General features: G+C 68.5%; 11 protein-coding genes and 1 pseudogene. 6 read left to right on the top strand and 6 right to left on the bottom strand.

Translation table 11 applies throughout. The annotated features are described in order from the left end of the window. Nucleotides 1–166: 166 nt before the first annotated feature. The 4 genes from ABD481_RS23140 to ABD481_RS23125 are packed head-to-tail and all read left to right on the top strand — an operon-like array spanning nucleotide 167 to nucleotide 4,372. Nucleotides 167–1,117: a branched-chain amino acid ABC transporter permease gene (locus ABD481_RS23140; RefSeq protein WP_344667828.1), complete on the top strand. Its 951-nt coding sequence runs from the start codon at nucleotides 167–169 to the stop codon at nucleotides 1,115–1,117. After that, on the top strand, nucleotides 1,114–2,547 hold the full coding sequence (locus tag ABD481_RS23135; RefSeq protein WP_344667827.1) for a branched-chain amino acid ABC transporter permease: 1,434 nt from the start codon (nucleotides 1,114–1,116) through the stop codon (nucleotides 2,545–2,547). Before ABD481_RS23140 ends, ABD481_RS23135 begins: the two co-directional genes overlap by 4 nt. Then, nucleotides 2,544–3,602, top strand: coding sequence for an ABC transporter ATP-binding protein (locus ABD481_RS23130; protein WP_344667826.1), 1,059 nt, complete (start codon nucleotides 2,544–2,546; stop codon nucleotides 3,600–3,602). The genes ABD481_RS23135 and ABD481_RS23130 overlap by 4 nt, the downstream gene beginning before the upstream one ends. Beyond that, on the top strand, nucleotides 3,599–4,372 hold the full coding sequence (locus tag ABD481_RS23125) for an ABC transporter ATP-binding protein (RefSeq protein ID WP_425559255.1): 774 nt from the start codon (nucleotides 3,599–3,601) through the stop codon (nucleotides 4,370–4,372). Before ABD481_RS23130 ends, ABD481_RS23125 begins: the two co-directional genes overlap by 4 nt. A gap of 72 nt (nucleotides 4,373–4,444) precedes the next feature. Here the strand turns inward: ABD481_RS23125 and ABD481_RS23120 are convergent, their stop codons facing one another. The 3 genes from ABD481_RS23120 to ABD481_RS23110 form a co-directional block, all read right to left on the bottom strand. Continuing rightward, on the bottom strand, nucleotides 4,445–5,098 hold the full coding sequence (locus tag ABD481_RS23120) for a hypothetical protein (protein WP_344667825.1): 654 nt from the start codon (nucleotides 5,096–5,098) through the stop codon (nucleotides 4,445–4,447). A 58-nt stretch (nucleotides 5,099–5,156) separates the two neighbouring features. Continuing rightward, entirely contained in the window at nucleotides 5,157–6,266 is a 1,110-nt protein-coding gene (locus tag ABD481_RS23115) for a hypothetical protein (RefSeq protein WP_344667824.1), read from the bottom strand. A 124-nt stretch (nucleotides 6,267–6,390) separates the two neighbouring features. Further along, on the bottom strand, nucleotides 6,391–6,822 hold the full coding sequence (locus tag ABD481_RS23110; protein WP_344667823.1) for a hotdog fold thioesterase: 432 nt from the start codon (nucleotides 6,820–6,822) through the stop codon (nucleotides 6,391–6,393). Between the two features lie 132 nt (nucleotides 6,823–6,954). On the opposite strand from ABD481_RS23110, the gene polA reads away from it, so the two are divergent. Beyond that, a complete protein-coding gene (polA, locus tag ABD481_RS23105; RefSeq protein ID WP_344667822.1) occupies nucleotides 6,955–9,654 on the top strand; it encodes a DNA polymerase I in 2,700 nt (899 codons plus the stop codon). 557 nt (nucleotides 9,655–10,211) lie between these two features. Here the strand turns inward: polA and ABD481_RS23100 are convergent. Next, complete coding sequence (locus tag ABD481_RS23100) at nucleotides 10,212–10,433, bottom strand: hypothetical protein (protein ID WP_344667821.1); 222 nt, start codon at nucleotides 10,431–10,433, stop codon at nucleotides 10,212–10,214. Between the two features lie 11 nt (nucleotides 10,434–10,444). Beyond that, nucleotides 10,445–11,752, bottom strand: coding sequence for a hypothetical protein (locus ABD481_RS23095; protein WP_344667820.1), 1,308 nt, complete (start codon nucleotides 11,750–11,752; stop codon nucleotides 10,445–10,447). A gap of 482 nt (nucleotides 11,753–12,234) precedes the next feature. Between ABD481_RS23095 and ABD481_RS23090 the strand changes: the two are divergent. Beyond that, a pseudogene (locus ABD481_RS23090) lies at nucleotides 12,235–13,278 on the top strand (glycosyltransferase family 4 protein); the annotation flags it as partial. Here the strand turns inward: ABD481_RS23090 and ABD481_RS23085 are convergent. Continuing rightward, on the bottom strand, nucleotides 13,200–14,066 hold the full coding sequence (locus ABD481_RS23085; protein ID WP_344667919.1) for a class I SAM-dependent methyltransferase: 867 nt from the start codon (nucleotides 14,064–14,066) through the stop codon (nucleotides 13,200–13,202). The pseudogene ABD481_RS23090 and the gene ABD481_RS23085 sit on opposite strands and share 79 nt — an antisense overlap. Nucleotides 14,067–14,488: the final 422 nt, after the last annotated feature.

Here is a 14,488-nt window from a genome sequence, read left to right as displayed (position 1 = left end):
AGGAGCAGGACCTCTTCCACCACCGCCGCCCGGGCCACACCCCGGGCGCGTCCGGTCTTGAATCGGCGACAGCCGTGGTCCCGGCAACCCGCGTTCGGGGCCACGGCTTCGGCGTGACATCGGGCCACCCCCGCACCCCCGCAGCCTCCTGCACAGGAAGCCCTTTATGTACATCACCCAACACTTCTGGGAGCTACTGTTCCAAGGGATCAGGCTCGGCTCCCTGTACGCCCTGATCGCCATCGGCTACACCATGGTCTACGGCGTGCTCCAGCTGATCAACTTCGCGCACAGCGAGGTGTTCATGTCCGGCGCCTTCGGCGGCGTGTTCATGCTCACCGCGCTGATCGGCAACAAGGGCAAGGTGCCGAGCGGCTTCGCAGCCTTCGAGTACACCGCCCTGGCGCTGCTGGCCGGCGCCGCCGTCGGCGCGTTGATCGCCTTCTCGCTGGAACGCGTGGCCTATCGGCCGCTGCGCCAGCGGCACGCGCCCAAGCTGGTGTACCTGATCACCGCGATCGGTGCCTCCATCTTCCTGTACAACGTGGCCGGCAAGCTGTTCGGGCGCAACAACCTCCAGGTCCCGGAGTCCTTCCACTCCGGCAAGGTGTTCACCTTCCCCGGCGCCGGGGCCCCGGGCCCGCGCACCGTGAAGTCGCTGGACCTGCTGATCATCGGCTCCGCACTGGTCATGATGATCGTCCTGGACATCGTCATCAACCGCACCAAGCTCGGCGCCGGCATCCGCGCGGTGGCGCAGGACACCGAGACCGCCCAGCTGATGGGCGTGGACGTCAACAAGGTGATCTCCCGGACCTTCCTGATCGGCGGCCTGCTCGGCGGGCTCGGCGGCGTGCTGTACGGGATGTTCCACTCCGTGACCTACACGATGGGCTTCGCTCCGGGCATCAAGGCGTTCACCGCCGCGGTCCTCGGCGGCATCGGAAACGTGCGCGGGGCCATGCTCGGCGGTCTGCTGCTGGGCGTCGTGGAGAGCTTCGGCCAGGCCCAGTTCCACCTGGAGTGGGTCGACGTGGTCTCCTTCGTGGTGCTGGTCGCGGTCCTGCTGTTCCGCCCCACCGGCATCCTCGGCGAGCGGACCGGGAGGACGGCGTGACCACCTCGATCTCCGAGCTGTCGGCGCAGGTCCGCCGGCTGCGCAAGCACGACGCCTGGTACAAGAACCCGCTCTGGGGCCGCCTGGCCGTCATCGAGTGCCTGGCCCTGGTCCTGAGCATCATGACCAACGAGACCCAGGGCTCGCCCAGCGACTACACCCTGCTGTTCAAGGACAGCTGGTTCTGCGTGCGCGGCGTGCAGTTCCTGGTCGCCGGCGCGATCGTCTTCGTGATCGCCGAGGTCTGGCGGGCCCGCGGCCTGTCCCGGATCGCCGCCCAGGCCACCCAGCCGGTCCGGGACCTGCGGCGGAACAAGGTCCTGACCAACCCCTGGACCAAGCGCGGCGTGCTGCTCGCGGTCACCGTGATCGCGGTGCTGCTGCCCCTGATGGGCATGTTCACGCTGCCGTACTTCCAGTCGGTGCTGGCCGGGCAGGTCGGCGTCTACGTGCTGGCCGCCCTCGGCCTGAACGTGGTGGTCGGCTGGGCCGGACTGCTGGACCTGGGCTACATCGCGTTCTTCGCGATCGGCGCCTACACCACCGCGATCCTGTCCGGGAAGCTGCCGGTGGGCGACGACGGCAACCCCGAGCTGCACCCGCCGATCCACCTGAACCTGTTCTTCGCCTTCCCGATCGCGGTCCTGCTGACCATGGTCGCCGGGCTCATCCTCGGCGCCCCGACCCTGCGGCTGCGCGGCGACTACCTGGCGATCGTGACGCTGGGCTTCCACGAGATCGTGCTGAACGTCGCCAAGAACGACCCGCGCGGCCTGACCAACGGCTCGCTCGGCGCCACCAGCATCTCCACGTTCCGGTTCAACCTGTTCGGCGTGCACTACGACTGGCGGACCAACGACGCCAAACCGTACTGGTATCTGGCGATCGGCATCATCATCGTCGTGGTCTTCGCCTTCCGGAGGCTGGAGCACTCCAAGGTGGGCCGGTCCTGGACCGCGATCCGGGAGGACGAGGTGGCCGCGGCCGCCTCCGGCGTGCCGACCGTCAAGTACAAGCTGATGGCGTTCGCGATCGGCGCCTCCACCTCCGGCTTCGCCGGCGTGCTGGCCACCGCGAAGATCACCGCGATCACCCCGGACAACTTCCCGCTGACGCTGTCGATCTTCGTGCTCGCCTACGTCATCTTCGGCGGGATGGGCTCGATCACCGGCGTGATCGTCGGCGCCTCGCTGATGACCTTCCTGCCGGCCTTCCTGCAGGGGCCGCCGTCCTGGTTCAACAGCGGCCACCCGGTGGTGAACGTCAACGACATCCCGATGTGGATCGGCGGCGTCCTGCTGGTGATGATGATCTTCCGGCCGCAGGGCCTGATCCCGTCCAAGCGCCGGGCCCAGGAGCTGAGCCAGGCCGAGCACGGCGTCGGCGACGCGGACGCGATGACCTCGCCGGCCGAAGGAGTGGCGCAGTGACCACGAGCACCCAGACCGTGCCGGCCGGCACCGGGACCGGCGAGCCGGTGCTGCGCGCCCAGGGCGTCACCCTCCGCTTCGGCGGCCTGACCAGCCTCGACGACGTCAGCGTGGAGCTGCGCCGCGGCGAGATCCTGGCGGTGATCGGCCCGAACGGCGCCGGCAAGACCTCGCTGTTCAACTGCCTGACCGGCGTGTACCTCCCGCAGGAGGGCGGCATCGAGTTCCAGGCCGAGCCCGGGGGCTCCTGGCTCTCGCTGCGCGGCCGCAAGCCGCACCTGGTGAACCGGGCCGGAGTGTCCCGCACCTTCCAGAACATCCGGCTGTTCAACGCCCTGACGGTGCTGGAGAACGTCCAGATCGCCGCCGAGACCCGGGTCGCCTCCGGGCCGGTCGGGATCATGCTCGGGCTGCCCGGGAACAACAAGGCGGCGCGCGCGGCGCGCCACCACTCCCGGGAGATGCTGGACTTCGTCGGGCTGCGCGGCAAGGAGAGCCTGATCGCCTCCGGGCTGTCCTACGGCGACCAGCGCCGGCTGGAGATCGCCCGGGCGCTGGCCTCGGACCCCAAGGTGCTGCTGCTCGACGAGCCGGCGGCCGGCACCAACCCGTCGGAGAAGCTGGGCCTGGCGCAGCTGATCCAGCGGATCAACACCGAGCTCGGGATCAGCATCCTGCTGATCGAGCACGACATGCGCCTGGTGATGTCGGTCGCGAGCCGGATCACGGTGCTGAACTTCGGCAAGGTGATCGCCTCCGGCTCGCCGGCCGAGGTGCAGCAGAACCCGGCGGTGATCGAGGCCTATCTGGGCAGCGGCGCGGTGGCCGAGGAGAGCGTTGAGGCGGAGGCCGAGGCGGAGGCCGAGGCGGAGACGGTGACCGACGTCGTGACCGAGACGGTGACCGAGACCGAGACGGTGACCGAGGTCGACACCGTGACCGACGTCGTGACCGAGACCGACGTCGTCGAGACCGAGGCTGTCGAGACCGAGACCGAGGCCGTCGAGACCGACACCGTGGCCGGGACCGACGCGGACGAGGAGGGGTCGAAGTGAGCGACCGGACGACGACCATCCCCGGCCCGCGCGCCGAGCCGACGGCCACCGGGATCCCGCTGCTGGAGCTGCGCTCGGTGGAGGTGGCCTACGGCGGCATCACCGCGCTGAAGGGCATCGACCTGGAGGTCCGGCAGGGCGAGATCGTGGCCCTGCTCGGGGCCAACGGCGCCGGCAAGACCACCACCCTGCGCACCGTCTCGGGCCTGCTGACGCCGCGCACCGGCCAGGTGCTGTACGCCGGCGAGACCCTGGCCGGCGTCCCGGCGCACAAGATCGTGCAGCTGGGCATCGGCCACTCGCCGGAGGGCCGCCGCATCTTCTCCCGGATGACCGTCCTGGAGAACCTGGAGATGGGCGCCTACCGGTTCAAGTCGGTCTCCCGCAAGGACCTGGACCAGGTCTTCGAGCTGTTCCCGCGGCTGCACGAGCGCCGCACCCAGCTCGGCGGCAACCTCTCCGGCGGCGAGCAGCAGATGCTGGCCATCGGCCGGGCGATGATGGGGCAGCCCTCGCTGCTGCTGCTCGACGAGCCCTCGATGGGCCTGGCGCCGCTGATCGTGGCCCAGATCTTCGAGATCATCGAGCGGATCAACTCCCTGGGCACCACCATCCTGCTGGTCGAGCAGAACGCGGCGCAGGCGCTGAGGCTGGCGAACCGCGGCTACGTGCTGGAGACCGGCCAGATCGTGATGAGCGCGCCGGCCTCGGAGCTGCTGAACGACCCGCGGGTGCGCGAGGCGTACCTCGGCGAGGTGGCCGAGGGGTAACCCGCGCGGCGTTCGACGACGCACCAGGTGTGGCCTTCCCGCCCCGGCGGGGAGGCCACACCTGTTTCCGGATCAGGAGAACGGCCACTCCCGCACCGGCAGCGGGAGCTGCACCGTCGGGCCGCCCTCGCTGTCGGAGAAGGTGAATCCGTTCACTGTGACGTCGCGCGGCACGTCGTAGTAGATGTCGAACTCGTACCGGTCGTGCGAGCCGACCGGCGCGATCTGCTGCGGCTGCCGCTTCACCTCCTGGGCGTCGTAGCTGTACCCGATCGAGGTGCCGGCCGTGGTGGTCAGCGCGGTCCTGGCCACGTCGAAGGTGTGGGTGAAGGCGTCGGTGCCGGTCAGCGCCACCCGGATCCGGCAGTACTGCCCGGCGGCCTGCTCCTCGCCGTGGGTGCCGACGATCGTGGACAGCCCGCAGGTCAGCCGCAGCGGCACCAGCACCAGCTTGCCGCTGGTGTACGGGCTCTGCGACGGCAGCACGACCTCCTTCGGGCGCACCGTGACGTTCGCCGGGTCCGGCGGCGCCGTCGCGCCCGAGGAGCCCGGCGGGCTCGCGGCGCCCGTCGCTGTGGCGCCCGGGACGCCTGGGGCGGCCGTGGCCGGGGCCGTGGCGGCCGAGGAGGGCCACACCGCGGCCGAGATCGCCGCGGCCAGCGCCGCACCCGCCAGCAGGCCGCTCAGCGCGACGACGGTGTCGCGGCGCGAAGGACGGAAAATCACCGTTCCTGGATAGCCGCCCAACCCGGTGTTGTACAGCCCTGTGACGCTCGCGCAGTGCTCACGGCGCGCAGGCCGACCGAGCCATCCTCGTCAACAACTCCGGCCGCAGATACACCATCAGCTGCTGGTCCCCGGAGCCGTCCGCGGGCGCGGTGCCGGCCCGGATCCGCACCTCCACGGCACTGAACCCGCTCGACCAGTCCGGCGGATCGAAGCAGGCGGTGAACCGCCAGTGCGTCAGCACCGCCACCGACTGGCCCGCTGACAGCGCGGCGGGCAGACTCGCGGTGGTGACCGTGGCTCCGGGGATCGAGGAGGTCAGGGCCTCCAGATTCCACCCGGGCCGGCCGACCGCGTCCATCGTCAGCGTCAGGTCGACGCTGTCGCTGTCGCGATAGCCGCCGGTCGTCGGCGCGAGGTCGACCGAGGTCGCGAACACCCCGCCGGCCGGGCCCGTGCACAACCCGGCGCGCGCCCGCATGAACTCGTCCCAGACCACCTGGGAGAGCGGGTACTCGTAGTTGTGGCTGATCGTCGGGTCCTGACTCGTGCTGACGCTGTACCGGATGGTCACCGGCAGCACCGGCGTCGGCTGGAGCACACCGCAGGAATAGGGCAGCTCGATCGGGACGGACGTGGCCTGGGCGGGCGCGAGGTCGCCGGCCGGCCAGTTCGAGGAGAAGCCGATCCGGGTCTGGACCGAGTCCCACACCTCGGCGTTGACCACGCTCAGCGCGGTGTGCGCGTCGTTGGCCAGCTCCAGGTCCATGACCGCGTGGTCCCGGAAGTCCTGGGTCAGCTCGGTGCTGGCGACGCGGACCTTGTAGATGTCGCCGCTCACCTCGGACTGCTGTGCCGTCGACGTCGCCGGGGCCGACGGCGTACCGGAGTGCGCGCCGCTCTGCGTCCGCGCGCCGTTCGGCCACAGCGCGATGCTCAGGGCCGCGACGGCCGCGAGCGCGCCGACCACGCGCAGCGCGCGCGGCAAGCGGACCAGGCGTGCCCACGTGGTGGAACCGCCGCGGATGGTCTCGGTGCCGCTGGCGGCGGTGTTCGGCGCGTCGGGAATGATGTCTTCCTCGACGAGTTCGACTTCGATGGGGGCCGGGTCGCCGGACGAGTACGCGTGATGCGCGTCGTCGGCGGAGTCCCCCCACTCCGATCGCATGCCCGCATTGTCCGCCCGCCGGAAGCACTGCGCCAGAGTGCCGGTGCCGCGTCCTGGCGGCGGTTGCGGTGATCGGGGGAACGGCGCGCGGAATCCGCTGTCCGCGCCCCTGCCCGCCGATCGTCTAGCGCTTGATCATGCAGGTGATCCGGCTGGTGCAGCAGCGCCGGCCGGCCTCGTCGGTGATCACGATCTCGCTGACCACCAGCGTGCGGCCGGCGGTCAGCACCCGGCAGGTGCCGGTGACCAGGCCCTCGGTGGCCGAGCGGTGGTGGGTGGCGTTGATGTCGACGCCGACCACCTGCTTGTCGGCGCCGGCGTGGATGGCGCCCATCAGCGAGCCCAGGGTCTCGGCCAGCACCACCGAGGCGCCGCCGTGCAGCAGCCCGTAGACCTGGGTGTTGCCGGCCACCGGCATGGTGCCGGTGATCTCCTCCCGGGACGCCGAGGTGACCGTGATGCCCATCCGCTCGGTCAGGTGACCGGCCCCGAGCTGGTTGAACAGGTCGGCGAGCTGCTCGGCCTCGGACACCTCTGCGTTCTGGTCTATCGACATCGCGGGGGCCTTTCGACGATCGAGACGGTGACGCCCGCCGGAAAGTCACGACGGGGTTGACTGCAACGTGTTACAGCCTAACCGGGGCGGAGTTGCCCCTGCTTGTGGGTGCCTCGCCCTAGGATTCATACCGTGGCTCCCTCCAAGAAGACTTCCGCGCCGACCGATACCCGCCCCGTCCTCCTGCTGCTGGACGGCCATTCCCTGGCGTACCGGGCGTATTACGCGCTCAAGGAGGCGGACCTGCGCACCACCACCGGCCAGCCGACCGGCGCGGTGCAGGGCTTCACGTCGATGCTGATCAACACGCTGCGCGACGAGCAGCCCACCCACGTCGCGGTGGCCTTCGACGTGTCGCGGCAGACCTTCCGGACCGAGCGCTTCCCGGACTACAAGGCGAACCGCTCGGCGTCCCCGGACGACTTCAAGAGCCAGGTCGGCCTGATCGACGAGCTGCTCGCCGCCCTGGGCATCACGGTGCTGCGCAAGGAGGGCTTCGAGGCCGACGACCTGATCGCCACCCTCACCACCGCGGCCGCCGCCGACGGCTACGAGGTCCGGATCCTCACCGGCGACCGGGACTCGCTCCAGCTGGTGACCGACGACGTGACCGTCCTGTACCCCAAGCGCGGCGTCTCGGACCTGTCCCGCTTCACGCCCGAGGCCGTGCAGGAGAAGTACGAGCTGACGCCGCGGCAGTACCCGGACTTCGCCGCGCTGCGCGGCGACCCGTCGGACAACCTGCCGAGCATGCCCGGCGTGGGGGAGAAGACCGCGGCCAAGTGGATCCGCGAGTTCGGCTCGCTGACCGACCTGGTCGAGCGCGCCGGCGAGGTCAAGGGCAAGGCCGGCGAGACCCTGCGCGCGCACCTGGAGCAGGTGCGGATGAACCGCGAGCTCACCGAGCTGGTGAAGGACGTGCCGCTGGACCGCACCCCGGCCGACCTGGCCTGGGCCTCCGAGGGCGACCCGGAGGCGGTGTACCAGCTGTTCGACACCCTGGAGTTCTCCAAGTCGATGCGCGACCGGGTGGCCCCGCTGCTGGCCTCCGAGGCCGGCGCCGAGGTCGCCGACGCGATCGAGCTCGCCGGCACCGTCCTGGCCGTCGGCGAGCTGGCCGGCTGGCTGGCCCAGACCTCCGGGGTGACCGGCGTGGCCGTCAACGGCAGCTGGGGCCGGGGCACCGGCGACGTCAGCGGCCTGGCCTTCGCCACCCCCGACGGCAAGGCCGCCTACATCGACGCCACCCAGCTCGACCCCGCCGACGAACAGGCCCTGGCCGCCTGGCTGGCCGACCCGGCCCGGCCCAAGGTCCTGCACGACGCCAAGGGCCCGATCCTGGCCCTGGCCCACCGCGGCCTCACCCTGTCCGGCGTCGTCGCCGACACCGCCCTGGAGGCCTACCTGGTCCAGTCCGGCCGGCGCTCCTTCGACCTCGAGGCCCTCGCCGAGGAGATCCTGGGCCGCCGCCTGGCCGCCGGCGACACCGAGCAGGGCACCCTGTTCGCCGACGAGGCGGCCGAGGCCGAGCGCCAGATGGGCGCCGCCCACGCCGTCCTGGACCTGGCCGAGGCCCTGCGCGAGCGCCTGGCCGAGACCGGCGCCGAACCGCTGCTGACCGACATCGAGCTCCCCCTGGTCACCGTCCTGGCCGAGATGGAGCAGGTCGGCATCGCGATCGACACCGACCTGTTCAACGAACTGGAGAAGGGCTTCGCCCGCGAGGTCGACCGCGAAGTCGACGCCGCCCGCAAGGAGGCCGGCGTGGAGACCCTCAACCTGGGCTCCCCCAAGCAGCTCCAGGAAGTCCTGTTCGACAACCTGAACATGCCGAAGACCAAGAAGATCAAGACCGGCTACACCACCGACGCCGACGCCCTGGCCTGGCTCCAGCAGCAGACCCAGCACCCCTTCCTGGACCACCTCCTGCGCTGGCGCGAGGTCAACCGCCTGAAGACGGTCGTGGAGGGCCTGTCCAAATCAGTGTCCGCCGACACCCGGATCCACACCACCTACAACCAGATGATCGCCGCCACCGGCCGCCTGTCCTCCGTGGATCCGAACCTGCAGAACATCCCCATCCGCACCACCGAGGGCCAGCAGATCCGCAAAGCCTTCATCGCCGCCCCCGGCTACGAATCCCTGATGACGGCGGACTACAGCCAGATCGAGATGCGCATCATGGCCCACCTCTCCGAGGACGCCGGCCTGATCGAAGCCTTCACCTCCGGCGAGGACCTCCACAACACCGTCGCCTCCAAAGTCTTCGAAGTAACCCCCACCGCCGTCACCCCCGAACACCGCCGCCGCATCAAAGCCATGTCCTACGGCCTGGCCTACGGCCTGTCCGCCTTCGGCCTGTCCCAACAACTCGCCATCGAGACCTCCGAAGCCGCCAAGATGATGGACGACTACTTCCAACGCTTCGGCGGCGTCCGCGACTACCTCCACGACCTCGTAGTCCAAGCCCGCGCCACCGGCTACACCGAAACCATGTTCGGCCGCCGCCGCTACCTCCCCGACCTCGCCAGCGACAACCGCCAACGCCGCGAAATGGCCGAACGCATGGCCCTCAACGCCCCCATCCAAGGCTCCGCCGCCGACATCATCAAGGTAGCGATGATCCGCGTCCGCGAAGCCCTGAAGACCGAACACCTGACCTCCCGCATGCTCCTCCAGGTCCACGACGAACTAGTCCTGGAAATCGCCCCAGGCGAAGCAACCCAAGTAGAAGCCCTGGTCCGCCGAGAAATGGCCGGCGCCGCAGACCTACGCGTCCCACTCGACGTCTCGGTGGGAATGGCAGCGAACTGGGCAGACGCCGCCCACTAGGCACGGCCCAGTCCCAAACACCAGGCGCCTCCTTGCCCAGCCGGCAGCAGGCGCCCTTAGCCATGCCCAAAACCAGCAGCCGCAAGCCCCCAGCACAAAGCACAAACCCCCGATACTCGGACCGGCAGCCGCAAGCCCCCCAGCACAAAGCACAAACTCCCGAGACTCGGACCGGCGGCCAGAAACCGAAAGCATCAACCCCGCCCCCCGAGATTGTCAGTCCCCTGCCTGGGTTTTCGGTTCGTTCCCCTCGGTCACGTCGGCAGGGCTTTGCCTACAGTGCCGCCGACCGGGTGTCAAGTTCATGCAAGCGCAACCGCCGCCCAACAACTCTCACCGCAGCGGCATGGACTTTACACCCGGGCGGCGGCGCTGTACCCGTAGGGCTGCCGACGTGACCGAGGGGAACGAACCCCCACCTCACCAACCGCCAGCGCAGGGACTGACCAGACCCCCTATGGACTGGCGCCAGTTCCCCGAGGGATCCGAGGCCCCCGCCGGAGGCGCCTGCCTTTAGCTTTTCACCAAAGCCTTTGACTTTTACTGGATCTCACCCCTCACCCCCGATTCCGAGGATGACTACGCGCAACCCGCTCATTCCCCCGCCGATAGTCCCCAGTCCACCGCGCCATCACCAGCTGAGCATCCCCACCCTCAACCTCATCAAGAAACTCCACAGCCCGATCCCCGCGAAGCACCGCAGCCTTCCGCCCGTGATGAAAGATCGTCACCGACCCATCAGAACGCTCGTCATACGCAAAACCCGTAGCTGCACCCATGCCGCCGATCGTTACAGGCGAGCCGCACCAGGCGCACCTGCAATTCGAAACCCATCATCCCCCACACCCTCACTCCCACTCTCACTCTCACTCCCACTCTCACCAGCATCGCCGCCCTCACCACCCTCACCAGCATCGCCACCCTCCCCAACACCCCTCACCCCCACACAAACCCCCACCGCCCCCACCGCCGTAACAAACGCCGACACCGCCGCCGCCGTCACAATCGCCCCCGGCGACCCATGTGCGAACCCCACCACCACTCCCGTCTCCACCACAATCCCACCCAACACCACCACCGAAACAGCATGTGAACGCCGCGCAACCCCATCCAACAACGCCAAGTTGACCAAAGCCAACAACGCCCCCACCGACGCGAACACCCACCCATAACTCCCCAGATCAAATCCCCCCGCCGCCGCATACTCCGCACCGAACGCCGCCTTGATCAACGGATTCCCGCCAACCGTCGCGAACCCAATGCCGACCACCCCAATCCCACCCGTCAGCACCAACGACACCATCAACGCCCGCCGCCGCTCCTCCGGCCGCGCCAACCGCGGATACGCAAGCATCGCAACAAAACTCGGAGCAAAGAACGCAGCCCGCGCAATCAGCCCACCGGTGTTGTACCGACCCAGATCACTGCCACTGAGATACCGACTGGCCAAAAGCGTGTCGAGAACCGTCAGCAGCAGAATCCCGCCAAGCCCACCCGCAGCCCTGAGCACTTCGGTGAGGTACCCACCCTCAGAACCCGAACTCAATCTCGAACCCGAACTCAATCTCGAACTCAAACCCGAACCTGAACTCAAACTCGAACTCGAACTCAAACTCGAACTCGAACCCACCCCACCCACCCGCGCCTCATCCCGCAACAACACCCGCCCCACCACCGCAGCCAAAGCCCAAGCCCCCGTCTGCGCCGCCATAACACTCGTCGGCGCCACCTCCACCGCAGCCGCAACAACCCCAATCCCCAACCGCATAGAATGCGCAGCCAAAAACAACACAGTCATCGTCACAAACCGCGAAGCCCCCTGCGCAATACCAAGATACGACGCAAACACAGTATTCGCCGCCAGCGAAACCCCCGTCCAAGCAACCCCACCAACAGTCACCGACGGCAACAACCCCGCGACCGCCGGCGCCAACGCCGCAAACACCAACGCGACACCAACCCCCACCATCAACCCACGCCGCCGCAAAGCCCGAACAGTCACGCCCCGCGTCCCCACCGGCTCCGTCGCCAGCCTCCGCGCATTAACCGCCTGAACCGCCATCCCCGGCACACTGCCGATCAGAAACACCGACAGCAAAGTGCCAAGCTCCGCATACCCCGCAGGCCCCAGACCGCGCGAAAGCACAAGGTTGAACCCGTACGCCAGTACATTCCCAATCCCAGTCCCCACAGCCACCAACAGACCAGCGGAAGCGACACGCCGCCGAGAACGAGGAGCGGCTCCGTCCTTTGCCTTGCGGAGCATCGGGCTTCCTCCGGAGATGGCGTTGGGCGCGGTGCGGCGCGACGCGGGGCGGCACGACGCGGCGCGAGAGCATGCATGCGCAAACGGTTATCGACCGGTCACGCTAGACGTAACCCACCCGCCAAGGCACCCATCCGCCGCCCGTCCGAGTGAACCTCCACCACAAACGCACCTGCCTCGGCGCGTCGCGCTCACCAAACCCAGAGAAACCACCAACCCGGCGTACACTAAAAGATCAAAAAATTTCCCACCCTCGATTCCTCACCCCCACGTATCACGCGTATCGCGCAGGGGTGGCGCATCGTTGACAGCCAGTGCACTTAGCCGTCCTGAACTGGCGCGACCCATGGCAACAAACCGCCGGGGGAGCGGAGGCCTTCGCCCACGAAATCGCCCTCGGATTCGTCGCACGCGGCGCGTCAGTAGACTTCCTGACCTGCCGAGAACCAGGCCAACCCGCCTCCGAGCTCCGCGACGGAATCCGCTGGCTCCGCCGCGGCGGCCGCTGGACGGTATACCCAGCCGTCATTTCCCGCCTGATCAGAGAACGACTATGCGGCCGCCACTACGACTTCGTACTGGACTGCCAGAACGGCATCCCCTTCTTCTCGCCTCTCGCAGTCTCCCGGCGTCGAACAGGCGTGGCAATCATCGTGCACCACGTGCACGACAACCAGTTCCAAACCCACTTCAGCCGCCCCGTCGCAGCAATCGGCAGCTTCCTTGAAGGACCCGTCGCCCGCCGCGTCTATCGGCGCTGCGTAGCAGTGGCCGTATCCGCATCAACAGTCGCCGCCATGCGCGACCGCCTGCACTGGACCGGCCCCATCGAACTCATCCACAACGGCGTTCACCACGAAACGGTCCCCACCCTCACCCCGCCCACCCCCACCCCACCCACCCCCATCATCCCAACCTCGACCTCCACCCCCCGCCTAGTAGCCGTAGGCCGCCTAGTCCGCCACAAACGCCTCGACCACCTCCTCCACCTAGCCACCACCCTCTCCACCGAATGGCCAGGCCTCGAACTCCACATCATCGGCCGCGGCCCCGAAGAAACCCGCCTCCGCGAAACCGCCGCCCAACTTCCCCTCCCACCCACCACCCGTGTATGCATCCACGGCCACCTCCCCGACGAAGCCAAAAAAGGCCTCCTCAAAACAGCCTCGATCCACCTCTCCGCATCCCAAGGCGAAGGCTGGGGCCTATCAGTCCTGGAAGCCGCAGCCCTAGGCGTACCAACCGTCGCCTACGACGTCGACGGCCTCCGCGACGCAATTCAAAACGGCGCCACCGGCTGGCTCGTCCCCCCAGGCGCCACCCTCACCGAAACCGTCTCCGGCGCACTCAAAGAACTGTCAGCCGACCCAACACGCGCAGCCACGATCCGCGGAGCCTGCCTGGACTGGGCAGCGTCATTCGACTGGGAACACACGCGCAACGCGATGGCGCAGTTGGCCGTAAGAAACTCACGCAGCCCCGGCACACGCACCACCAAATGAGCCCACCCCGGGTGATACCGCGGAAAAACCGCCAGCCTCTCCACCACCCCCGACCGCTCAACCTCCCGAACCCACCCCAGCACCCGGGTCACCGACAACGCGAACAACGACGTCCCATACCGATTCGCCGGCGGCCCCCCATAGCGTCGCTCATAAATACGAGCCGCCCGCTTACCGCCGAGATAGTGCCACGGCGCCGTCTCATGCCCTCCCAGCGGACCAAGCCAGTTCGTGTAGCACAAAAAGACCAACCCACCAGGCCGAGTCACGCGCAGCATCTCTTCGAACATCCGACGCGGATCAGACACATGCTCCAGCACATTCGACGAGAAGCAGACATCGACGACCCCACTCCGCACCGGCAACGCCAACCCATCACCACACACCATCCCCACCGGCCGCGCATCAACCGACACATACCGAGCCCCCGCCGCCCCGAACGCCTGCGCGAAATACCCCGGCCCAGCCCCCACATCGAGCACCAACCGCCCCTCAACGCCCCCGAACCGCTCCACCAACGACACCGAATCAGCAGCCAACGGCAGATAAAAGCTCGCCGGGTTCACCTGCTCCACCAAACAAGCCCGAACCAAGCGCACCGTCCGGCCGACCGAAAAGAACCGCCGCCCACGCTCCACGCCCATACCCATCGCAGCACTCTGGCGAGCCTCGCCCCCACCCACAGAGCGACACGCCGGGATCGCCACTTACGCCACCCCGCCCGCCTTCCGCGCTCGGCTTCTCGCTTCGGCATTCGGGCTCCATTCTCGGCAGCTCGGACCCAGACCCAAACCCAGAACCGGACCCGAACCCGGACTCGAACCCAGAACTGGACCCGAACCCGGACCCGAACTCGAACCCGGAACTGGACCCGGAACTGGACCCAGAACCGAACCCGAACCCGGACCCGGAACTGGACCTGGAACTGGACCCGGAACTGAACCTGGACCCAGCCCTGAACCGGTCCGGCGCCTGGACCCGGACCCAGACCTGAGCCGCTCAGGCCAGGATCCGCACCTGTTCCAGGCAGCCCCCCTCACCCCCACCCCCCCTCACCCCACCGCCC

The organism is Catenulispora yoronensis (assembly GCF_039531695.1).
GTDB lineage: Bacteria > Actinomycetota > Actinomycetes > Streptomycetales > Catenulisporaceae > Catenulispora > Catenulispora yoronensis.
This window is presented reverse-complemented; position numbering and strand designations above follow the sequence as displayed.